The sequence below is a fragment of the Janthinobacterium sp. GW822-FHT07H11 genome (genome assembly GCF_058798615.1).
In genome coordinates this window covers 1,871,273-1,895,516 of record NZ_CM179507.1, presented here as the reverse complement: position 1 = coordinate 1,895,516, position 24,244 = coordinate 1,871,273, and the positions used below count along the sequence as shown (strand labels likewise).

The 24,244-nt window shown below is 51.4% G+C and carries 19 protein-coding genes, 1 tRNA gene and 1 pseudogene; all 21 read right to left on the bottom strand.

Annotated features, from left to right (window positions below; all coding sequences use genetic code 11):
- Positions 1-304: 304 nt before the first annotated feature.
- Complete coding sequence (locus AC3RCJ_RS08490; RefSeq protein ID WP_492961773.1) at positions 305-2,569, bottom strand: glycoside hydrolase family 5 protein; 2,265 nt, start codon at positions 2,567-2,569, stop codon at positions 305-307.
- Between the two features lie 607 nt (positions 2,570-3,176).
- Positions 3,177-3,510 (bottom strand): annotated as a pseudogene (locus AC3RCJ_RS08485) (IS5/IS1182 family transposase); the annotation flags it as partial.
- Positions 3,447-3,653, bottom strand: coding sequence for a hypothetical protein (locus tag AC3RCJ_RS08480; protein ID WP_492961775.1), 207 nt, complete (start codon positions 3,651-3,653; stop codon positions 3,447-3,449). The gene AC3RCJ_RS08480 and the pseudogene AC3RCJ_RS08485, both read right to left, overlap by 64 nt.
- A gap of 95 nt (positions 3,654-3,748) precedes the next feature.
- Entirely contained in the window at positions 3,749-4,753 is a 1,005-nt protein-coding gene (locus tag AC3RCJ_RS08475; protein WP_492961777.1) for a glycosyltransferase family 2 protein, read from the bottom strand.
- Between the two features lies 1 nt (position 4,754).
- Positions 4,755-5,993: a polysaccharide pyruvyl transferase family protein gene (locus AC3RCJ_RS08470; protein WP_492961779.1), complete on the bottom strand. Its 1,239-nt coding sequence runs from the start codon at positions 5,991-5,993 to the stop codon at positions 4,755-4,757.
- A 65-nt stretch (positions 5,994-6,058) separates the two neighbouring features.
- Entirely contained in the window at positions 6,059-7,633 is a 1,575-nt protein-coding gene (locus AC3RCJ_RS08465) for a hypothetical protein (RefSeq protein WP_492961781.1), read from the bottom strand.
- A gap of 125 nt (positions 7,634-7,758) precedes the next feature.
- Entirely contained in the window at positions 7,759-9,204 is a 1,446-nt protein-coding gene (locus AC3RCJ_RS08460; protein WP_492961783.1) for a Coenzyme F420 hydrogenase/dehydrogenase, beta subunit C-terminal domain, read from the bottom strand.
- Positions 9,194-10,702: a lipopolysaccharide biosynthesis protein gene (locus tag AC3RCJ_RS08455; protein WP_492961785.1), complete on the bottom strand. Its 1,509-nt coding sequence runs from the start codon at positions 10,700-10,702 to the stop codon at positions 9,194-9,196. Before AC3RCJ_RS08455 ends, AC3RCJ_RS08460 begins: the two co-directional genes overlap by 11 nt.
- A gap of 139 nt (positions 10,703-10,841) precedes the next feature.
- Positions 10,842-11,531, bottom strand: a complete 690-nt coding sequence (gene epsI, locus AC3RCJ_RS08450) for an exosortase-associated protein EpsI, B-type (protein ID WP_492961787.1) — start codon at positions 11,529-11,531, stop codon at positions 10,842-10,844.
- Positions 11,528-12,445 (bottom strand): exosortase B, encoded by a 918-nt coding sequence (gene xrtB / locus AC3RCJ_RS08445; RefSeq protein WP_492961789.1) that lies wholly within the window; start codon positions 12,443-12,445, stop codon positions 11,528-11,530. The genes epsI and xrtB overlap by 4 nt, the downstream gene beginning before the upstream one ends.
- Positions 12,445-13,320, bottom strand: a complete 876-nt coding sequence (epsG, locus tag AC3RCJ_RS08440) for a chain length determinant protein tyrosine kinase EpsG (protein ID WP_492961791.1) — start codon at positions 13,318-13,320, stop codon at positions 12,445-12,447. The genes xrtB and epsG overlap by 1 nt, the downstream gene beginning before the upstream one ends.
- 15 nt (positions 13,321-13,335) lie before the next feature.
- On the bottom strand, positions 13,336-14,745 hold the full coding sequence (epsF, locus tag AC3RCJ_RS08435; protein ID WP_492961793.1) for a chain length determinant protein EpsF: 1,410 nt from the start codon (positions 14,743-14,745) through the stop codon (positions 13,336-13,338).
- Positions 14,746-14,802: 57 nt separating this feature from the next.
- The gene (gene epsE, locus AC3RCJ_RS08430; RefSeq protein ID WP_492961795.1) at positions 14,803-15,591 is read right to left on the bottom strand and encodes a polysaccharide export protein EpsE; all 789 of its coding nucleotides are present in this window, start codon (positions 15,589-15,591) and stop codon (positions 14,803-14,805) included.
- Between the two features lie 29 nt (positions 15,592-15,620).
- On the bottom strand, positions 15,621-16,613 hold the full coding sequence (locus AC3RCJ_RS08425; protein ID WP_492961851.1) for an EpsD family peptidyl-prolyl cis-trans isomerase: 993 nt from the start codon (positions 16,611-16,613) through the stop codon (positions 15,621-15,623).
- 636 nt (positions 16,614-17,249) lie between these two features.
- The gene (locus AC3RCJ_RS08420; protein ID WP_492961797.1) at positions 17,250-18,632 is read right to left on the bottom strand and encodes an undecaprenyl-phosphate glucose phosphotransferase; all 1,383 of its coding nucleotides are present in this window, start codon (positions 18,630-18,632) and stop codon (positions 17,250-17,252) included.
- A gap of 8 nt (positions 18,633-18,640) precedes the next feature.
- Positions 18,641-19,897, bottom strand: a complete 1,257-nt coding sequence (gene epsL, locus AC3RCJ_RS08415) for an XrtB/PEP-CTERM-associated polysaccharide biosynthesis outer membrane protein EpsL (protein ID WP_492961799.1) — start codon at positions 19,895-19,897, stop codon at positions 18,641-18,643.
- A gap of 41 nt (positions 19,898-19,938) precedes the next feature.
- Complete coding sequence (locus AC3RCJ_RS08410) at positions 19,939-20,601, bottom strand: CAAX prenyl protease-related protein (RefSeq protein WP_492961801.1); 663 nt, start codon at positions 20,599-20,601, stop codon at positions 19,939-19,941.
- A 177-nt stretch (positions 20,602-20,778) separates the two neighbouring features.
- Complete coding sequence (locus AC3RCJ_RS08405; protein ID WP_492961803.1) at positions 20,779-22,671, bottom strand: ATP-binding cassette domain-containing protein; 1,893 nt, start codon at positions 22,669-22,671, stop codon at positions 20,779-20,781.
- Between the two features lie 173 nt (positions 22,672-22,844).
- Positions 22,845-22,919 (bottom strand) — tRNA-Arg (locus AC3RCJ_RS08400).
- Positions 22,920-23,034: 115 nt separating this feature from the next.
- A complete protein-coding gene (locus AC3RCJ_RS08395; RefSeq protein ID WP_492961805.1) occupies positions 23,035-23,700 on the bottom strand; it encodes a PEP-CTERM sorting domain-containing protein in 666 nt (221 codons plus the stop codon).
- 144 nt (positions 23,701-23,844) lie between these two features.
- The gene (locus AC3RCJ_RS08390; RefSeq protein WP_492961853.1) at positions 23,845-24,234 is read right to left on the bottom strand and encodes a RidA family protein; all 390 of its coding nucleotides are present in this window, start codon (positions 24,232-24,234) and stop codon (positions 23,845-23,847) included.
- Positions 24,235-24,244 lie beyond the last annotated feature (10 nt).

Here is a 24,244-nt window from a genome sequence, read left to right as displayed (position 1 = left end):
GATCCTTTCGCTGGCAGCCCGCGCAAGCGTTTCCCCTCGGCGGAGGTGCCGAAGCCTCCCATTCTGGCATCTTGAGCCATGAGAGCACAGAAAAGTTGCTGCGGACTTCATCGGTACGACAACTGCCCGGCAAGGTATATCGTCGGAAGCAAAAACTGGCCCATAGGAATCAGGAAAATTCCTATAAACCGGTGCAGTCAAGGGAGTAGATACAGACAATGCATGCTACCAATGGCAGAAATGCAAGATGACGGCAAACTGGCGTCAGGAAATGACGCCAGTTTGCATAGGGGGAAAAGTGAGTTTACTTTACATCAAGTAAGAAGAAGGTCGTCGGGCCTTTCGTCGATGCCACGGAGTCCAGTTTCATCGTCCAGGTATTTCCTGAACGCGTCAAAGGAATGCTATCTCCCAACTCTCCATTCAATGTTAGCGCGGTCAGCTTCATTTCCGCAGCATGGCCCAACGCCAAGCTCAGATTCACCACACTACGCTGCAACTGCACCGGGATCGTACCCAGCGAAACTAATTCGCGCCGCTCACTGTCAGCGAACTTCATACCAGTATTTTGGGCATCGGTAGCAAAAATTAACAATATTTTCTTGCTCTGCGCCAAGGGAAAATCATCCAAGGCGCTCGCTGATACCAATCCTGGCGAGGTAGTGGCGATTACCTTTAAATTTTTCAATGCAACATTACTTGCCGCAGTACCCAGCGTTACTGCCTCGGTACGTGGTGTGATGACGGTGAACCTGTTAGTTTTCATATCCATCAACAACTGCTTGGTGTCGCTTTCATACACGCCTGCAGTCACGTTACTCCGGTTTGTCGCATCGATCACGCCTACTTTACGTAAGCTGCTCAGACGAGTGTCTAGGGCAAAATCGTTCAGCGTCATAGGTACCTGCGCCGCCGTTCGAGTCAAGCCCCACGTCAGCTCAGTTGTATTCAGCGGCAAAAGGGTTTGCTTGATAGGCACCGTCGACTTTTCACCTGGATGCAGCAACTCGACACCCGTTACCCACGACAACATTCCAATGTCCTCTGAAATGCCATCCAGATAATTTCCCTTGAATGCAGCATCATTCTGATAATTAACGGCAATTCTATTGATTGCCGGACTGACGTCACCACGCATGTACAAGAGAGCAGACAACGTCTCACCTGCCCGGCTGACAGGATCAATGCCGACACCATATGGATGAATTGCTGATTTTCGGCTCGCGCTGCTATAGAAGGTCAGATCAATGCCCCCCTCACCATGTAAACACGCAAAATCCCATCCCTGAAACGCAGCCATCGCGGGAACAATGGCACCTGCCTCAAAACGAAAACGATTCCAGAATGGTTGCCCATACTCGGTGACGGAAAACGGCTTGCCAGACTGACGAGATGTTGCAAGCCAACGGGCATATCGCGCGGCAGTGACGGTCGAACTGGTTTGTGCAATGGTCGTACCCGGCGAAAAACCCAGGGATTCGTCATGGTAGGCATGCATGTCAATCCAGTTGAAAGAAGACCTGGTGGCATTACTCTGCGTTGAAAGCCAGTTATCATACGACGTCAATGGTCCAACGTAGCCCCGCTCACGCAAGTGGCTCGTCATCCACCGTCCGGTATCAGTTTCAAGCTCTGTCAGAAAACGCTGAAAATCAGCCATCCGTGGCGAATATTTGCGTAGCACTTCCGGCAAAATCACCGTCCCTCTCGCAAGCGACTCCGTTCCACGCACATCGCCCCACGCCTTGCTCCACTCCGAATCGTTCGGATAACGGCGTTTCAGGAATGCGACAAAAAGAGGCTGGAGCTCCGCTCGCCAGATACCGCCTTCGCGCGTGGCTGCAAGGAAATTCATGCCCCCCTCATTCAGCAGCACCATGCCAGCCAACGCAGGGTCAGCCAAAACGCTGATCCCGGTGTACGGATTCTTAGGTACATAGAGCTTATCGATCAGCATACGCCAATGCGCCTTGGCTTTATCATCCACATGGACCATATATTTCAGGTTGTATTGCTGAATCCAGCGATGAGGCATGACGTTACCATATGCGCCATTTTCGGAAGTCATGGCATCGATTACCCAATACACGCCTTCACGTTTCAATGCAGAGAGAAAGTAATAAAAGCGATCGAGTTGAACGGGATCGAAATCAAAGTCCCCCACCCGATTGGACATCAGCAAGGCTTCTGCATAGTGAATGCGAACCAGATTATAGCCATGCACTTTGACTTGCCGGGCGAAGAGGTCCGCCATCGTCTTATCGGGATATCCGCCAGTAGCTGGGCTCCACGCCAACGAAACACAATTTAACTTGGCCGGAGTCTCAGGCTTGTTGGCGAAGGCAAAACGTCCCTGAGGACCGACGATCACTCGTCCCTGTGCACCGGCGACACCCGCCGGTAGCCATTTGCTGAAATCAAGTGGACCGCCCTCTCGAATCACCAGGCTGGTATCCTGAATGGTATTCCATTCAGCCGCGTGCACATTGAGCGTTGCGAGTCCGGACAAGCCCAGGAACATCAAGAATTTCGCCACACGCCCACAAGTTGCATATTGTTTAAGCATCACGCCCCCCGTTTCGAAAAATAGCTACAATTTATAAAATTGTCATGTAAAAAAAGATTGCACCGCGCAGATCAACAACTTTCATACCAAGGCTCTCGTCAGGAAGTGTCGCAAAGGGTCGTCGCCAACAGGCGATTGAGGATCACCGAGAAGATGAACGAAGAAAAATTAGTTAGCCCGAAAAGCGATCTATTTATTGCCATAAGACAATTTAATCTGGCATCTATTTTAGCATCTTCACTTGAGTGGCAAGTCATTTCAAGGCAAAGACTGCATTATTTTTTTATGACGTACAACACTAGAATTAATCTTCCTCGATAATATTGCCATAAGAATTACTGCTTCGAAAATCAACTTTTCCCGAATAATCAACATTGATAAATATCGAATATTATCCATGGAATAGATCATCGAAAATTTTACTCAGGCACGGAATTAAAAATAAAATATTTATTTTATTGAATCAATTCATGCCTTAGCGAAGCACCAATCAATTTGCTTTCATAGCAAGGTGGCGCGCCAAATGGCCGGCCGGCGAGCCACTCAAGCCCGTTTTTCGTTCAATTCGACGCAATGCCTCATGTTTTTTTATCATCGTGACGTACCAGGAGGATTCGGTGATCGTAAAACGCCTGCCTGCCAGCGGCAGATTGGCGAAAGCGATCAACGTAAAGAGTTGAGCGGGGTTTTTGGCCAGGCCGCGATAGCGCGTTTCACGATGACGGGACAGGGTCTTGACGACATGAAGCGGATACTCAACTTTCGCACGAACGCTGGCCCTCCGGTGGTGTGCCAGCTTTTCCGGCATGCCCCCCCCAGTTTGCTTTTGGGCAGCGCCTTGCGTTTAGCGCGCTTCATGTCCGCCTGCCACGTCACCAATTTACCGATTTACCGATATTTTCGGGCCGCTTTTCCACACCTTCGTAGCCGGCGTCGCCGAAGGCCCTTCGACCTTCGGATAGAACGGCTCGACGGTTTTATGCGGCTTGCCCCACGGGGTCACGCTATCGATTTCGGCCAGGATGTGGTCGCGCCGCGTCAGCTTCTTCTTGGCGGCGTACTCAAGGTCAGAGTATCTCTTTTGCATGGTCGATGGCGGACGGTGGCGATACCGATATTGTCTCAGGTTGGACCTGCCGCAGGGAACGGTGCCAGATAAATAAGTCAGTGCTTCGCTGGTGTTTACCGCACGTCTATGCACCTGACCTCAATCCGTTCCGCCGGTGCCCGGCGACGCATGCATACCCCACGGATCAATCCTCCAGTGCTCACGCACCACGTTAGAATCGCATATGCCCCGCGCACAAATGAGCGTTTTTTGACTGACATCACCAGCCAAGGAAAAAGCAGATCCAGGACCAGCAGGACAACCTTCAGGCTCCAGGTAACAGGGAGGAAGGACAGCAAGAGCAGGCTAGCCCACCACCCGAGAACGGCCATACCAAGATAAAAGTCTCGAAGTTCACGCACCAGCAAACGCATATGCGGCTTGCCAAAAGAAGCCCTCAATACCTCACCGATTCCCCAGATATAACGAGTCTTCCAGCGTCGCCATAGCAGCTTAATTGCCTCCGTGGTGTGTCCGTAATGATCGATTGCGTCGACCGGAATACGGCGCAAGGTCCACCCGGCTGCGCGCAAGCGGATTCCCAAATCGAATTCTTCATAACTGTGCAGATTACGATCAGTCAGGTATCCAATCTCGGCTATTGCCTCGCGCCGATACAATCCCCCCATGTCGAGTCTATCCACCTGACCTGGCTGGAGGTTCGCGGGAGCCCGCTCGGCTCGCGCCTGATACTCCAAGCTTTGTGTATTTTTTTCGCGAATAATTCCGCCAACCCCGGCGACGTCCGGATGGGATGCCAGACAAGCCAATGCTTGCTCCAGAAATCCCTCATGCATTTCCATGTCGCCATCCAGGATATAAACGAAATCCCCCTTCGCATGCTGAAACCCCAATTGCGCACCAATACCGCAACAACGCTCTTCAGCATTAAGCAATTGCACGATTAAAATCGGATAGGCAGATGCAATCTCTACCGTTCTATCAGTGGATGCCGAGTCAGCAAGAATGACTTCCCCACCAACACGCTCAACTGCACGTAATGCACTTTCGATTGCACGTGCAATATTACGCTCTTCGTTCAATGCCTTGATGACAATACTGACAGGTACTCCAGACATCTCAGCGGCTCCCGATAAGCTGCAATACCGATTCGACAGGAATAGCCGCACGTCGTCGCCATTCTGGAATCCTTTCGGCCAGCAATGCTTTAATATCACTCTCCTGAGTCACGAGTTTATTCAAATACAACCGCAAACTGTCAATCGTCACAGCGGGAGTATCTACTACAAGATTGGTATCGCCAAATAAATCCCGGTTGATGCCTTTGGCTTTGACGCTATAGGCAATGGAGATAGTCGGTACGCCTGTCGAAAAAGCCGCAATCGTAGCATGTGTCCGTGCGCCGATAAAAAACCGAAAACGGGAAATTAAAAATTTCAATTGCGCAGCATTCAACATCGGTGGAGCCAGACGAATACGTGAATGTTGCAACTTATACTTGTCAACCAAATTGAGCAAATAATGATAATCGCTGGCCCAGGTGCCGCCATCGAGCGGCCCGACATGCGGAAGCAGCACAACGCCGAAACCACGCTTCTCAACCAATTCCCGGATAAACAATGCCACGTCACTATCTAGTTTTTCGCGTGCATTATTATCGGCAAGATACCCTCTTACCAATGGACTCACATTTATACCAATAATGCCTTCCGGAGCAGCAGGCAATATCTCAGAAACATCGAATTCTTCTGGCTGCAACGTAAACGCCGGATCAGTTACCTGAATAACATTCTCTACACCGATTTTCTTCAGGTAACGCGCAGTCTCCGATTCGCGCACGGTAATAGCAGCATAATCGGCAAGATGTCCACGCATAAATTTTTCCACATGCGGTTTACGGCTGAACGGGCCCACCGAAGCCCCCCACAACACAGCTGGGATACCAAGCTTTTTTGCTGTATCAACTGTTGCAGTATGTTGGTAAAGAGATACCAGACCATAGTCAAGTGAAATTGTATCGCCGCCTGTCATGATCAATAAATTCGCTTCGGCAATTTGCTTCTCCAGCAAGGCATCGGAGCGAAAAATAGGACGTCCAACTTTTTCGACAAATGGAAGCACACGGTTGGCGCGGCTCCACCAGCGCAAACCGCTTGCTACGCTGGAGGCGGGTACGAAATCAATGCCATTTTTCGGTCCTGTCGTCCATTGGCGAAGGTCGCGCTCCGGCGCCAATGATGGCGTAATAAAACGCATACTATCGACCCGCTGCCGAATCAATCCGGAAACTGAACGCACCAATGCTTCGCAACCTCGATTACCGAAATTATTATGTCCAGCAAAAAAAATTTTTGTCATACATTATCCATATAAGTGTTTCTCATGATTTCAGGCATAGATGATGAACATCAGCAGGAAATTCACTATATCTTCAGCAGTTTTATGGTGTCATCATCTGTAATAAGCGGTGGTGATTCAGCACCGGATATCTGCCTGAAATACCCGCTCTTTTTCCCACTCAGTTGCCGCAATGTTTGCGCTTGAGCGACATAGCCCAACATGCACATCAAAGTAAATGTCAATGCCGGCACCTCCAAAACATCGCGACCATATGGCAACATCACGAGCATCATTGCCAAACCGGCTGCGGTGGCTTCCAACATGGCTCTGGTAGTAGCGGAGGCGAATGACGAAACACTACGCATGGCGATCAAGGCCGCTCCTGCGATGATAAAAACATATGCCACGAATCCTGCAAGACCGATTTCCCATAACAGTTGTGCTGCCGTCGATCGATCAATACTGAATTTGTATTTGGCGGCTATCTCGCCAACGGCAAGCGTACTTGAACTACGGCTCGCACCCGGACCATATCCCAAGAACCCACGTAACGGATCCGGCTCAAAACCTTGTTCCCACCAAAATACCAAGGCGGCATTGCGCCCCATTTCACCTGTTTCAAAATTGATAAAATGTGTATCCACACTATAGCCAAAAGACTGATCGAGTAATTGCGACAGATCGTGTGGCTTCTTGGATCCGGCCGAATACATCATGCTGTAAACTGCCAGAATACCTGTTGCCAGAGAAAGAACGACAATGGCACCCAAGACAGCCTTCAAAGGACGTTTTAATAAATCCTTTCGATACAATATCGCCATACCAATAGGCAAAAGAACCACCACCACTTTCACTTCAGCAAGTCCGATACACAAGAATCCAGCCAGCCATATTGCCAAAACCGTACGCAAGCGAATTTGTTTGTATCGCCACAAACTAATCGCCATGATCATACCCAGGATAATAATAAATGCCATCGATCCGCTGGCACCACCGGAGTCTGGATCCCCGCCCATTGAACCGACGACTGCATCCCAAGCAACCCCACGTTTCCCACCGGCAGTGCTACGCGTAGGAACAACAATAAAATATTGATACAAAACAAATGGAATCTGCAGAAAAACCATCAAGAGCAGCATGGAGAGCATTTTCTCCATTTTTTTGAAGGGTATTGCAAACATGGCAAGCAATAGAAAAACGCTCCACAGCATAATCATATTTTTTCCGCCGACGACCACTTGAAGAAATGGTGGCATATTAATGGCTATTGAAAAAAACACAGCCAGAAAAAAAATACCCAACGGAAATTGCAATGGAAATGGCAAGCGCAATTTTAAAAATGGACTAAGCAAATAAGTGGAAGGGATACGCAAAAAAAGCAAGGCGGCCAAACCATAGGGCAGCCATAATGCCTGGTTTATTCTGGCAAAATACATCAATTGCCCGATAACCAGAAACACAAGAATACCCATCAAAAAAATAAGACGCTGGTTGTCAAATAAAAACAAAAACAAGGCAGCCAAAGCGCCGACCATTAAAAAGGTCAACTTACTCGGTCCGGCCAATGCGACAAATGCAGCCAGGAAAAAAGTCAATATCGTTGCGAGCGCAATTATTGCAAATTTTCCTGCCATGGCGCCGAAATTTTTACTTTTCATATTACCCCTGCATACATTTCAGCATTGATTATAACCAGCAATAAATCAATCGAAAAAAAATCATACGTCAATGAAACCATCACATTCTTTCTTCAGGAAAACCATCAAGATCATCAAAAGAAAAATCAGGAATCAATTTCAAAGAAACGTTGATTGGATTTCTTTCCCATTTTTCTTTCACAAATACGTCGAATCTTTGAAAAAACTTTATAGCCAAACTCTGGCCCAAGCATAATGGTCCTAAATACAGTCAAGCCGGCATTACTGTGCAGTTGCAATTTGTAGGCGCCACGTGACGTGGCACGCAGCAGCATTCTGAAAATCATTTCTATTCCGACAAAAAATCCCACACTAAATCTTTTTTCCACCCTCTTGCGGGGAAACCAACCACCGCGAAGATTCGCCAACCACAAGCGAAAACGCAAACCCTGCCGACGATGCCGCAGCCCTCCCTCTTGGGATTGAATCACCTGCTCCAAGGTGCAGGAATTCAAAGTCACATGCCCGTCCTGGACTTCCTTATCAAGAAAATTGCTAACCACTTTAGATCTGGCAATGACAATACTGGTACCACGTGCATCTTCCACATCACCTGGTAACCAGGCATCCATAATTGAAATATCCGCGCACTCCGCATAAACATCGTCACAATAATCACAAGCCTTGGGTTTGAAATAACTCATGCCCCAGTGGAACCCGATGGCATGGGCAGCCAGGGTTCCGCTTCCTTCTCCGCCGTCAGGAAGCGCCCAATTGGCGACGAAATTATAATCATCGGCGCGGGGAGTATTTTTTTTACTGCGAAATGAAATACGTCGTAACTCGGCACCTTCAGGCATGCCGGTGCGTCGGGCCATGTAATCCGCATAATGACTACTTTTCATCTGGCCACATACCAGTCCAACCTGCAGCACAATTCGTTCGCGCAGCACTACATCCTGCTCTTTTAACAAGCGCAGCGCCTTATGGAAACAGGGAACGCCGGTAAATGCATATCGTCCGGGATTTTCCTGCACAAATTGCAGAGCGGATGCCAACGTGACAGGATAGTAAAATGAAGTTGAGCAGGCTAGCAATTCAGCTGTATCGTTAACTACCTGAAACTGCACGAGCTGTTCATCAGAAGGGCCGACACAAATCACGCCATCAATTTTATGCGACAATAAATAACGCGACAATATGTGTGTGCCAATACCGCCAGAGGAACCAAACTCACGATAGGAGTTTGAATATCCCTTATACAGTGTTTCAAACCATCCAGCAATCCGGCTTTTTTGACTGGCATTTAGAAAGACCTGTGAGGCAATTTGGCTCTCGTCCCTTGCCGTGGCAAAGGGACATACTTCGGAAGCCTTCAGCGGATCACCGATGGACTCAGGTGGAATGATGGCCACCAGATCACCATATGTATTTTCCTGAATGATAATACGTCGATCTACGACGGTACATGCTCCGCACCCGATACAGTAACCACCCTCGACAACCTTCTCAATCAGGGATTTACATTTCGGAAATATTTTAATTGCGGAGACATTGCCGGAGGCTGAGGGGCTGATTTGATTATGCTTCATGTGCAGCTTTTGACCTTATGAATCGTGAAACGGGCAATATCGACAATAGCCAGGTTTTCTCTTGCTTTGAGAATGGCATAAAAAACAATATTATACCAACAAACAGGGCGCACTCTAGCGGGGCAGCCACGTACCAAGCCAAGCCCAGTAATTTCATGCATTCTCCGGATATTACTGCGACGACAGCAATACCTAGTATTCTGAGAAACCCAATCCAATCCAGCTTCAACTTGCCTTTACTATGCCAATATATGGCGCCATAGCAGACCATGCACCACAAGGTTTCACTCAAAAGAAAAACTATTGAAATACCTATAGCGCCGTAATTTTTCGCCAACACAAAGGCAACAGGAAAACAGATGGAACTGACACCCGTTGCCAACAAAACCGGCCAAGATACAGCCTGCGCCAGGCAATACATGGAAAATGTAAGATGAATGGCCATCATCAGCAATGCTGCCACGATAACAATGACAATCGAACCAGCATCCAAATAGTTACCGCCTGAAATTAGTGAAAGAAGTGCACCGCCTCCTCCACAAAAAAAACACAGTATTGGCAAAATCATCATCCAATTGATCTTTACGCACATTCCCACAAGAGTAGACAACATCGACCCAGTCTCATCTTTCTTCGCGGCAGCAACGAAAACAGGACGAAAAACGCCAGCAAGCAGATTAATTGGCATATAACGTTGAATCACTCCAGCCAGCGAATATGCAAAACCAAAAGTCGCCATCGCCGCCGCACCGGCAGCTGAGGAAAGAATCAATTTCAACGCATCTGGCCCGTAAGTAAGGGTCAGCACTTGCGCAAGATAGGCAGGAAAAACAAATATAAATATGGACTTATTGGATGGCAGCGGCTCAATATTTAAAGCTCCATCTCCGCTGCCATTGTGGCGCGCGATAACCAACGCATGCAGCAACATCGATGAGCCCAGCAAGGCGCCACTAATGCCGGCGGCGACTTCCACCCATAATACTTTCTGGATATGGAAATCCCCAGCATACAAAAAATAACAATACCCCCCCAATCTGAACACGGTGCGTATGACAAGTGTAAATTGGCTACGCCCTTGGCACATCATCGAGTCAAAAATAGCTTCATAGAAACGAGATATGCCCTCGCAAAAAATTATGATCGCCAGATAATAAATCATCTCTTCAGTCAGAATTTTGGCACCGAGCATTCCGGTAATTTTCGGAAAGGTCAATAACCCTAGACTCACTGGTAACAAACTCAAACAACGCAATCCTACCAACTGCCAAATCGGACCAAATGCCTGTATTTTTCCATTATGGTGTTCATCGGCACTCACATAACGATACACCGCATGAATGAGGCCAAAATTGCTGATGAGAATGGCAATTTCCGCCATTGCCCATATCGTAAAAAATAGACCGTACTCGTTTGGCGACAATTTTCTGGACAGCAAAATCAGTAAAAAAAGACCACCAAATGCCGATAATGAACGCCCCAGGAGGGTTGACAACATGCTCTGCTTAACGCGTTGCGAAGTTTTTTTCTTTGACATGGCAGACTATTTAATAAGCAAAGAAAAGACCCACGCTTCAAAACCACTCCTCGTTAATAGAAGGAAAAGAAATGATATGGATTTATTTCCGTATAGACAATTAACTTCCTGATAAACCTGCAATGCGCTGTCGCGTACCAAAAGGGATTGCCTGAATCAAGTCACGAATAAACCTGTCCTGCACAGAAAAACTATGCTGCGTATCTCGATCAATAAGTGAAACGCGGAACAACAGTCCATCTGGAATTTCTCCGTGAATGGCATACGAAATTTCTGCCATTTTCTTTGCCATACTCCCGGAAACGGCCTTACTTCCCACTGTGGTCCAATAGGTCACTGGCTCATAACGTTGACCTGCCATACTGGTTTCAAGACGTTTAACAGGTATGTTTCCATACTTGGTACTCACCGTATCCTGGCGCATGCCATCGAGTTGAAAACCCTGGGCGGGATAGCACACCTCAGGGTAATGCACTTGCATACCGTCTCGCTGATCACTTCCGTATGCAATAGACAACATCACTCTTTCACCAACTTCATTTACATAAGTACGAGATAAAGTTTGTGTATAAATTTTCTTCAGCATGGCCTGTGCTTCCGGATTAATTACTGAGCCGGCCATATTCTTTTCTTCCCGCCACTCGCCGAATTTCTCTGGAATCAGCACATCCAAATCCAATTGGGCCTGAGTCTTTGAAAGATAGATAGTTGGCGTAAATAGCTTGGCTGCGACCGCCGCACTTAGCATTAACCCGAGAACAAAAATACTGACTATCGCTCTTTTTTTCATTTAGCACCTCCCGTAGCCGATATTGATGCCGAGTTCTTTCGCCCAACAAAAAATTGCAGGGCTGTATCAACGAGCAATATCAGCATCAAGGCGCTGATAAACAACACCATGCCAGCAAAGCCGTGCAAGAATCCTTGCCCCGCAGCGTCACCGAAATAATAGGTGATCAGGGTTAATGTCACGACACGGATAACATTTGCGGTGAAGGAAATCGGAATAATCAGTAATGCCAATACAATATTGCGAACCGCAGAGGTATGCCGCACTACATTCAGATAGAACAAGCCTAGCGATTCCAACGTGAGCAAGGTCTGCAAACCAGCACAGGCATCAGCGACCAAAAGTTGATATTGCCCGATTTGTAAAATTACGCCACTGCGAGCAATAGGATAACCCAGGAAAAAAAGTATATGTTCAGTGACATATGAAACCGCCATTTTCATCGGCATGGTCAGCATACTTACAATGCTATTCGGTAACGGGACCATGAAAAGCATGAAGAAAAATGGAAACCACAAACGATAAAGCGCTCCTGTTCCATAACGCAATAACAATAAAGAGGCAAGCACCAATATGAAGGAGCTGATTTCAAAACTAATAATACCTTGGGAGCGTCCTATAACATACAGAAACAATGCCAATACCATTACAGGCCAGCCCAAGGCACTGCCGCCGGATTGATCATAGGTATCCCGGACAGCAGGCCATTGCCTGTAAAGCAACCATCCCGACAAAGCAAGGATAATCGGACCATGTGCCTGTTCCTCACTGGTCCATATACCGGTCATCAGGTCGTACAACGTTGGCACGTACAAAACAAGCAAGCCGATCAACATGGGCAGCCAATTAAGCAATGGTTGCTTAAAAATAGGCAACCCAGATGCAGGTAGATCTTGCTTTATCAGCGTTGCCATCAGAAATCAACCAGCACTGAGCCAACGATCTCGGCACCATTATTTTTCATTTGCTCCGCCATCGCGCCAATTGCCTCCAACTGAGTACTATTCTTGCGCGCGACCAGCAAGACACCACCAGCCCGGCCGGCGATAGCCAGGGCATCGGAACCATGAGAATACGAGGCGACATCGTAGAGCACCACGTCGTAACCACTTTCCAACTGCTGATTCAAGCTGGCAAACGAACTACGGCTTAACAGCTCCTGCGGATTCGGCGGCAAGGTACCGGCTGGGAGCACGGATAACGAGACAAACGCCTCAACCTTCTCAATAATATCGATCTCAGCACGCCCAGCGAGCATGTCAGACAGCCCTTGGCGGCCCTTGACATCAAAAATCTCGTGCTGCGTCGGCTTGCGTAAGTTCGCATCCACCAGCAAGGTATGTTCTCCCAGTTGAGAAAATACCACTGCCAGGTTAGCCGTGAATAAACTGGCACCATCGCCGGCGTCGATTCCCACGATAACCAAGGACTTGCGGCCACGTGCAAACCATCGCAACATCAATTGACTGCGTATTGCACGCAGAACCTCTACTTGCGGACTAAAAGGCTGATATGCCGCCACCAGTTTGTCCGAATACTGTCGCTCGCCCGGTTGTAAATAGGGGTAATCAAACTGGCGCGCCAGTACTTGCTGGATGTCCGCTTCGGTGATCAAGCCCAGTCGTTGTGCCGCCTCTCCGAAGCGTATGCCCAACTCCTTTTGCATGCGCAGGATACGTTCGGCGCCTTCCGGGGTGATTTTGCCTGACTCTAATAGCAAGCCACCGATACTGGAATCGGCACCACGTGGAGGGACCGGCGTGCCGACAGGGTGGATAAGTTGATTCATTGTCGAGTCCATGATTTAGTTAAGACCAAGCTGACGCGGCACTGCGCGTTTGAACATGCCAAATCGACGGCGCTTTGGCGCCTTCCATTCAAGCACACCGAGCACAGGCACATCAATCGCATCATGCAAATCGGCTTCAGAGCGGACTCGGCGATCAAGCATTTCCATCACCAGGGCAAAACCGACGCCCAGCATGGTGCCCAGGAACAAGGACAACACCACGTTCAACAGGATTTTCGGCGAGGCAGGTTCGATCGGCGGCGTGGCCGGGTTCAAGACCGCGACGTCGGATTGATCGGACTGGCCTTCGATACGCGTTTGCGAAAAGCGCTGCGATGCCACATCGAATGCGCGTTGCGCACTCTCGACATCCTTCGCCAGCACGCCCATTTCATCACGCGTCCGGTTCAATTCGAGCACCTTGGATTTCTGTGCGGCCAATGCCGCGCGCACGGCCGACTCGCGCTGTTGCAGGATTTCCGCATTATTGCCAACGCTGGAAGATGTCGCCTGCATCTGCTCGCGCAAGTCATTACGCAGCTTCTCCACTTCAGCCCTTGCGCTCTGGTATTGCGGATGATTCGGGCTCAGGCGCTGCCCCAGTTCGGCCAATTTGCCCTCGGCGCTGCCCAGGCCGATTTTCAGGTTCTGGATCAGCGGATTGGTGGTGACATCGGGCGAGTTGGCCGCATTCGCACCTTGCGCCATGCGCTGGCGCGAACTCGCTTCCATCAACTGTCCCTGCGCCGCGACCAATTGTGCAGACAGATCATTCAGGCGATTCGATTCGACGTCCAGGCGGTTATCGACGCTGACAATGCCATGCTCCTGCTGGTATTTCGACAGGCGACTTTGCGTCACCTCGACATTGTCGCGCAACAGCTTGATCTGATCGTTAAAGTAAGCGGACGCCTTTTGCATCGGCTCCACTTTCAGCTGGATATTGATCTTTTGATACTCGTCCACAAACGCATTCGCCACGGCGGCCACGAATTGCGGATCGGCGCCCTTGAAGCTCACGTCGACCACACTGCTCTCGCGTGACGGCACGATTTCCAGCTTTTTCAGCAACAGGTCGGCCAGCCAGTCGCGAATATTGCCCTTGCCTTCCGTATCCTCGTTGAACTGCGCCACGACGGCTGGACTCTTCGCCAAGCCGAGGGAGTCGACCACCCGCAGAGCGACATTCTTGCTGCTGATGATATCAATCTGCGTTGCCATATATCCAGGCAGTAGCTGACCTGGCAAGGTCAGGCCAGTCAGGGGATCAACACCTTTGTAGTTCAGCACCAGTGAACTGGTACCCCGATACGACTTGGGCAGTATCAGACTGACGCCCAAAGTAACCGCGACTGTAAACAGCAGGGTTAGCAGGACAATTTTCTTGCGTGCTCGCAAGATAAGTAAAAATTGGGCTAAATTCATTTGGTGCTTTCAAACCGAAGAAAAATGGTTTCGTATGACAAAAGTATCAGTGAAAAATCAGAACAGACTTTCCTTCACATATACGACGTCGTCAACTTTAAGCAAGTCATCGTGCTTGGCATCAAGTACTTGCAACAAGCCATTGGCGTCACGACGTTTGATCCGCACACCGCGCTCCGTACCGCGCTGTGTCAAGCCACCGCCTACGGACAAGGCCTGCAGCACCGTCATGTCGCGCTCAAGCCTGAAGGCACCGGGGCGCTGCACTTCACCATAGATATAAAAGCGGGGAGCACGCTCGACGAAAATCACGTCATTTCCCGACACATCGTAATCCTGGGACAGCTCACCACTCTGCACCATCTTGATGATGTCGACCACTTCACGCGTGGTACTGCCGTTGCGTTTGCGGATCAAGCTGATCGTATCGCCGCCATCGGCACTCATGCCACCGGCTACCGCCAGCATGTCCATGACACTGCGCTTGCCTTCGATCGGGTAACGCCCCGGACGGTTGACCTGGCCCAGCACGGACACTTGCTGGCTTTGCAGGACTGTCACGATGATGTTGACCTGGGCCTTGCGTAAAAAACCGCCGCTTTCCAGCAAGCTGCCGATTTTCTTCTCGGCTACCGAAGTGGACAGGCCACCGACATGCACGGGACCGATCAGCGGAAACGTAATATCGCCCGCCTCGCTGACACGCGTTTCCAGGGCCAAGTCAGGGCTGCCGTACACCGAGACTTTCAATACATCCCCAGGGCCCAACAGAACATCTGCCGCACCGGCAACGTTCAGTACCCCTGCCATCAACAGCGCCGTCATCCAAAGTACGAGTCGTTTCATGATCAGTCCTAATAAATACATCAATTAAATTACTTCAGGCCAGCAACACCGCGGGCATTGACATCATGGTCGGTTGCCGCTGGTGCAACCGGCACAGCAGGGGCGACCGGAGTGCTGGCATTCGTCACAGCCGATGCCGTGGCAGGCGAGTTTTTTTGCCCGGTCTTGTTCATGTATTCGATCTTGGCCGTGGCACGCAGGCGGGCCAGTTCCGCATCGGCAGCATCCTTGTTCTTTTTGTTGAACAGGAACTGCTCGATCTGGGGTGCCGCCTGAGCCAGGGTGACGGGGCTGTCCTTGATCTCCGCCAGCGAAATCAGCAAGGTACGATCGCCTTCACGGACGATGAACAATTGGCCTTTCGGCATCGTCAACAACTTGCCGCTCAGTTCAGGTGCCAGGTCGGCGCTGGTGCGCGACAACTGGGTGCGGGCATACTTCACCTTGTTCGCATCCATCCATGCCGCGACCTCTTCAAGCGATTTGGCACTATCCATTGCCGCTTTCAGGCCGTCATTCATATCGGTTGTTGCAATAATCAGTTCACGCATATCGAACTGCTTGCGCTGCGAGAAAAATTGCGGGTTCTTGGTGAAATACGCTTCGATCTCGGCCTTTTCCGGCCGGGTGACGGTGCCAATTTTCTTTTGCATGTAGGCTTGCGCAATGATCAATGCCTTCGCCCGCTCAATGGCTTGCACGACTTTCGGATCGCGATCCACCTTTTCCTTGACGGATTCGTTCAACAGCAACTGGCGATCGATCAGCGATTCCAGCAGTTGTTTGCTGGCGGCCTCTTGCTGCGCAGCCTGCACATTCGCACGCTGCATCTCCTCATTCAGTTGCATAACCGTAATTTCTTCGCCATTAACACTGGCCAGTGTCTGGCCTGGCTTCTTCTCTTTATCTCCGCAGGCGGACAAGCCGGCTACCACCAGCAGCACCAAGGCCGCACACTTGAGGCGGCGAAGGGGAACGGGTTGGTGATGGATCAACACTGCGTCATGAGAATGATTCAAGATTACTCCTTGGATTCAGGTCGGGAAATCTGTTAAGGACGACACCGTTGCAGCCAGCAAAATCACTGAACCAAAAAGCAACATTGTTGTTCAAAAAAATAGATTTCTGTCAAAATTATGGGACTTGGTCAAGCAATTGTCAATATTATAAATATGATACACATTTTACAAGTCATCTTGGAAACTATTTGCTTAAAAATCCATTAAGAAGGCTATAAAACAACTGTTTCCAAGGTGATCATATAATAGTCTGGCTGTATTATGGCAGAAATAATTAACAGAATAGCACTTTTTAAAAAGCAGAGGTGCGCAGCACAGCGTCGATGACTGTCAACCATTTCGCCCAGGAAGCTGCAGGACAGAAGCAGGGCTGACATGCGACAGAGCGCGCCAAAAGGAAAATCTTTCTTCATACGCAGCAACTTCCTGGGTCCTACGAAGTAGTACAAACGACAAAGCCGCACTACTTGCAGCTTAACCATGACGCTGCCGGCTCCGCGGGGGACTTCACCGGCACTTGCGCAAGCCGGCGCCAGCGGACCGGCAGGCCATTCGAAACTGCAACGCGGAGAACACGATTCCTGCAGTCATTTTAATGCGTATCAACACTCCGCAAAACATAGTCCGAAACGAAGAGTATCAGTGTGCATTCTCACGTGCCAGCACCACCTTGATCGTGCGGACAATGATCCAGATATCCAGCCACAAGGACCAGTTGCGCAAATAATCGAGATCAAAATGAATGCGTGCCTCCATCTTGTCCAGGGTCTCGGTCTCACCACGCAAGCCGTTCACTTGCGCCCAGCCCGTGATCCCCGGCTTGACCTTGTGGCGCAACATATAGCCTTTGATCAACTTGCGATATTGCTCATTATGTGCCACAGCATGTGGCCGCGGACCAACAATGCTCATGCGTCCTTGTAGCACGTTGATAAACTGCGGCAACTCATCGAGCGAGCTACGGCGCAAGAAGCCGCCAATGCGCGTGACGCGCTGGTCATTCTTGGTTGCCTGAGTCACGGTTGCCCCATCTTCGCTGACGGTCATGGATCGGAATTTATAGACAATGATTTCCTCTCCATACAGGCCGTAGCGCCGCTGACGGAAAATGATCGGTCCTTTCGAGGTCGCCTTGACCGCGATCGCGATGACCAGCATCAGCGGCAGCAGCAATATCTGGATCAACAAGCCCAGCACGATATCGCTGCCGCGCTTGACCATGCTGTTAAAGCCTGTAAATGGCGATTCCCGTATGGCGATCACCGGCATGCCACCGACGTTGTCGAAGCGCGCTTGCATCAGGTCGAAGATATAAATATCCGGCAAGAAATACACGGATGCCGTCGTATCCTGCAGTTCATCGAGCATCTTGCGGATACGTGGTTGAGCGGAAATGGGCTGGCTGATAAATATCATCTTGATATTGTGTTCGCGCACGTACGCGGCAATATCGACCATCTTCCCCAGCATGGGTTCGCGCATCTTCTCTGGCCAACGGTCATCGGTACGGTCATCAAAGAATCCTCGCACCTGCATGAACAAATTCGGATTGCGCTCCACGGTCGCGGCAAATTTCAAACTGGCATCGTTGGCACCGATGATCACCACGGAGCGCACCTCACTGTCACGCCCCGGATCAGCGACGAGGCTGCGCGCCGCAAGGTGGCTGACCAGCAGCACGAACGGCGTCAGCAGGAACCAGGCGATGACCAGATCGCGGCTGTAATGAAATGCCAGCCCCGTGGCGGAGCCAAGAAATACCAGGATCAGCGCAGTGATCGCCCAGCCGACGAATACATCACGGGCATAGGCAAGCATGCGGCCACTGCGCCAGGTACGGTACGGATCAACATACTGAAATACCGACGAGGAAATGAAAAATGCCAATATCATCAGCACCAGCGAATAACCAGTAAATGGCGTGCCCGATACTACTGACAGCAAATATAGCGTTCCCATGATGATCACGGGATCAAGAACGCGCTGGAAAAACGAAATCAGGGGTATATCATTAACAGTCATGATGCTCTTCAGAACTGCACACTGGCACTAAAAGAGACGCCTTTGGCGCGGTATGTACTCGTATTGATGATGGGAGCGCCCGTACGCTTGTCACGAAACGCATTCAATCCCAACTGGATATTTGGCTGAGGCAGATAAGTCACACCCAGCGATTCTGTACGCGTCGTGTCAGCAATATCAATAGGAAATACCCTTCCACTGGCGGCGGAGAAATTCCGCTTTTCACGTCGTACCTGGGCATCCATGCGCACTTTGGCAGTGATATCCCAGGTGGCGGCAAGACTTGCGCCGTTATTCAGGCTGCTGGAAATGAGGGCATTTTCCACCGTGCCAAATTCATGCCATAAATTGCCGGTAAAGCGCACCTTGCCCAGCGGCGCCCAATTCACGATCACTCTTCCATTGGTGCCGCTGGAATCACGGCCCGTGTAAAAGGTGTGGCCACGCCGTACCCAGCCCGCCAACAGCTGCACCTGGGTAATTTCGCTATAGCGCCAATAAATATTCGCCTTGACCTCATCCTGGGTATAACCATCGTCCAAGCCAAATTGGCCGCTGTTTGCTCGATTCGGGTAGTCGCCGCTAAGGTGCCTCAACTGAATGCCGATCACGCTACCGGTCGACGCGAGATAATCGATGCCCAACTCACTCGCATCCTCGACGCGATTCGACAGGCGCATGGCAGGCAAATCGTAGGCATAGCGCTCGCGGCTCAGGCCGCCACGCACGCGCCAGCTGGGATGAAAGCGCCAGGCGCCGTCGACATACTCGCGGCGGCGCACGCGCAAATTTCGCTCCGTGCTCTGGAAATCACTGAATGGCGTCAGGGTCTGGCTGTAAGTGGCACCCAGATGGCCCTGCAAGTGATTGGCGATATGCCATTCCAGATCCGCCTGGAAATCCTTGCCGTTATAGTCGAGCCTGTCAAAATTCTGGAACGCAACCCGCGACCACTTGGCCTGGCCCGATAAAATCTGACGACCAATGGGCCGGTTAAATAACACACCGGCTTGTATCTGGCGCGACGTATCGGATCGCGGGCCGTTGTAGCCGGGAGTTGTATCATCCAGGCGAAGCAAATTGTCGTCATACGAATACGACGTGGCCAAAAATGGAAAAATGGTATCGCTCAGCGCTGCCATGGCAGGCGCCGTGGCCATGCCGCCGAGCACCAGCACACAGGCAGCGCGCAGCGTAAACAGGGGCGGCATCCCGAATGGCAGACCCAGATAGCTAAGCTGACTTTTTCGCGGGGATTTCAACATGGGATATCGTCTTTTGAGAGAACAACAGTTAGTTGGTAATATTACCAGTAAGTCCAGTGTCCACCGGAAATAATCCAGAGGCCCAGTACACCATTCGTCACGCCGTGCGCAAGAATCGGCGACCACAAGGACTGGCTACGCATGTACAACAGGCTATAGGCGGCACCGGCAACGATGCCGGCCAGCCATAAATTGTGCTCGAAGCCGAACAGCACCACGCTGATGCCGAAAGCCTTGATGCTGGCCAGGCGCGGGTTGAATTTAAGAAAGTCCGGGGCGTCTATCCAGCGCAGCAGGAAGGAGCGCCAGAACAGCTCTTCCATCACGGGCACCACCAGCGCCGCGCCCGCGATGCGCAGCACTACCAGGCTCCACTCGATGCGGCCGTCGTTGCGCGGATCGAAGCCGTCGGCGCTGCCGATGCTCATCCAGCCCGCATTCAAATTAATCCACAGCAAAAAAACAACAAGTCCGGCGGCGATGGCCACGGCAGTGGCGCGCGCGCCCAGTCCCGTCCAGGCCAGTTCCGTATAACTGCGGCGCCAGTACAACAGCATGCCCAGCACGACGCCGATCTTGACGGCGTACAGCCAGCGCAAATCCTGCGCGGCAAAGCCGAGCCGGCCCAGCATGTCAGCGATAAAAATGAAGGAGAGGTAGGCCAGGAACGGCGCTACGCGGGGCAAGGCAGCGCGGTCAAACATGTTGCCGCGCGCCCGGGACAAGTCCGCGCGCCGGACGCACTGGTCCGGGCGGCGTGTTTTTCATAACAAACATGCATCCCCCGATGTAAAAAATATAATTATATAATTATATCAAGCTGAACCGTTGCCGTGGCAAGTAATCCTAACTTAATTACAACAGGGAAGGTGAGAAACCAATCAGGCGTTGTTGCGCGCCTCGATCTGTTCCCATTTTTCCAGCGCTTCGAGCAGCTCGTTTTCGATTTCCGCCACGCGCGCGTTCAGGCGCTTGCCTTCGGCCGGCGTTTTCTTGTAAAAGTCCGGATGCGACAGTTCGGCCGCCAGCACGGCTTGCTCGTCTTCCAGTTGGGCGATCAACTTTGGCAATTCCTCGAGTTCGCGCTGCTCCTTGTAGCTGAGCTTTTTCTGCTTGGCAACAGGTGCGGCAGCCTCGGCCTTGACGGCCGGCTTGCTGGCCGGAGCGGTAGCCACCGGCAAGGTGCGCACGCGCTCCCAGTCCGTATAGCCGCCGACGAATTCGCGCCACTTGCCTTCGCCTTCGGCGACGATCACCTGCGTGACGACGTTGTCGAGGAAGGTACGGTCATGGCTGACGAGGAAGACGGTGCCGGTGTACTCTTCCAGCAACTCTTCCAGCAATTCCAGGGTATCGATGTCCAAGTCATTGGTTGGCTCATCGAGCACCAGCACGTTGGCCGGCTTGGCGAACAGGCGCGCCAGCAGCAAACGGTTACGCTCGCCGCCGGACAGCGACTTGACGGGCGACCGCGCGCGCTCGGGCGCGAACAGGAAATCGTTCAGGTAGGTCATCACGTGACGGCGCTGGCCATTGATCTCGACCCAGTCGCTGCCTGGCGCGATGGTTTCCATCAGGTTCGCCTCTTCGTTCAGCTGCGTGCGCATCTGGTCGAAATACGCGACCTGCAGCTTGGTGCCCAGGCGGATGCTGCCCGTGTCGGACTCCTCCTGCCCCAGTATCATTTTCAGCAAGGTGGTCTTGCCGGCGCCGTTGGCACCGATCAGGCCAACCTTGTCGCCGCGCAAGATGGTCGCGCTGAAATCCTTGACGATGACCTTGTCGCCATAGATCTTCGAGACATTTTCCAGGTCCGCCACGATCTTGCCCGAGCGTTCGCCGGCCGACACGTCCAGCTTGACCTGTCCCTGCTGTTCGCGGCGCGCATTGCGCGTCAGGCGCAGCGCTTCCAGGCGGCGCACGCGGCCTTCGTCGCGCACGCGGCGTGCCTTGACGCCCTTGCGTATCCACACCTCTTCCTGCGCCAGGAATTTGTCGAACTTGGCGTTTTCCACCTCTTCGATTTCCAGCTGCTCGGCCTTGCGGGTCTGATAGGCGGTGAAGTTGCCCGGATACGACAGTAAACGGCCGCGGTCGAGCTCGATGATGCGCGTGGCAACGTTGTCGAGGAAGGAGCGGTCATGGGTAATGAACAGTACGCTGCCCTTGAAGTCGCGCAGCAAGCCTTCCAGCCACAGGATGGACGTGAAATCCAGATGGTTGGTCGGTTCGTCGAGCAGCAGCACGTCGGGCGCAGAGACCAGCGCGCGCGCCAGCGCCACGCGCTTCTGCATCCCGCCCGACAGGGTTTTCATCAGCATGTCGCCCGTCAGGTTCAAACGGTCGAGCACGGTTTCCACCTTGTTCGGCAAGCTCCACGCATCGGCCGCATCGAGCTTGACCTGGATGTCGTGCATGCGCTCCATCAATTCGTCGTCATTGCCCTGGCCAAACTGGCCCGTCAGCGCGTCATATTCCTTCAGCCACGCCTGCGACTCGCCCATGCCGGAAGCGACGGCGTCGAACACGGACATCTCCGGATCGAATTGCGGTTCCTGCTCCACATAGGCGATCTTGATGCCCTGTTGCATCACCAACAAGCCATCGTCGAGCTTGAACTTGCCCGAGATAACCTTCAGCAAGGACGATTTGCCCGTGCCGTTGCGGCCAATCAAGCCGACCCGTTCCGAAGTTTCCAGTGAGAATTCCGCGTGATCAAGCAGCGCGACGTGACCGAACGCAAGTTGCGCCGATGAAAGAGAAATGACAGCCATAATGAGTAGAGGTGCTCGGGCGCCGTCTCCTGCACACCGCGTGGTGCGCAAAACAGCCGCCGATTGGATGAATGAAGCACGCATTGTACCGATAACTCGGACTTCAATCGCCATCGACCAGTAAATTGCCGCCCGCATGGAGACAGGCCGCCGACGCGCGCTGCGTGGAAAACTGGTGTCGCCAGCAGGAATCGAACCTGCATTTAAGTCTTAGGAGGACCTTGTACTATCCATTGTACGATGGCGACACGCGAAATCGCCGCTATTGTACAGCCAGATATGTAAAGCGAACAGCATAAATACATACGGAACACAGGCTCTTGCCAAGCGCCATTTTACTTGGCATGCATGCCCTACTTGCGCCTAGCATGGCTCCAGGCCATCTACCCGACACTCTTTCCTGACACTCTTTCTTTTTCGCCTGGCCATGACGCCCGACACACCCAGCCCGACAAGCAGCATCACCACCATATCAGGTTCTGGCACGGTACTCACATTCATCCGGATATCATCGATAAGCAGATGGGACGACGAAAGCTCATCCTGTTCATTGGCAACAAACCAGGTAACCGTGCCAGTAAAGGCTTCGGCATTGAGCCAGTTATAGGTGTTCCATCCCGTCCGTCCACCCGCCCCCACCGCCGCCACGTCAGATAGCTTGATTGCCTTGTCATGCACGAACAGGGCGAAATCGTTGTAGGGGGACGGCCCCGTCTCGGTGGTTAGAAAAGCCCACTTGAACGAAAAACCCTGACCTGGCGCCAACGTGATCGTCTTGCTCATATATGAGCCTATCGTCCCGCCAAACCGGCTCAAGTCTTCCAGTCCAACGTTATTGAGATGTGCGAAATATCGCCCTTCGGACGCAGTAAAACCCTGAAAAGAGGTCCTGACATGAACCTCTGAATTGCTTCCCACTGAAAATGAGGAGAGATTTCCTTTCTCAAAACCATCATTTGACATGGCTGCGCCTGCATTACTTGCCATTGCCAGTGAAAACAGCGCAATTAAACTTGTGCGCAAGTACATATGTAACCTCTTTCGTAATATTTTCTTTAAATAAATATCATTTTTGCAATTACACAGGCATGATATCGGTTGCCAAGTAAAACACAAATAGTATATTTTTAATATTCATTTTTTAGAAAATTTACACTGTTACATTTGACAATATTAAGGCAGCACCGCCGTCACCTCGATCTCCACCCTCGCCCTGTCCTCGATCAGCCCCGCCACCTGCACGGCCGTCATGGCCGGAAAATGTTTGCCGATAATTTCTCTGTAAGCAACACCAATGTGTGGATATGCCGCCACATATTCCTTCTTGTCCAGCACATACCAGTTCATGCGCACGATATGTTCGGGCAGGGCGCCCGCCTCGGCCAGCACGGCAACGATATTCTGCAGGGCCTGGCGTACCTGTCCCGCAAAATCATCCGTATGGAACTGCCCTTCTGCATCCCAGCCTATCATGCCGCTCACGTATACGGTGCGCCCGCTGGCGGCCACGCCGTTTGCATAGCCGCGCGGTCTTGCCCAGCCGGGCGGTTGTAACACTTGCATATTGCTTTCC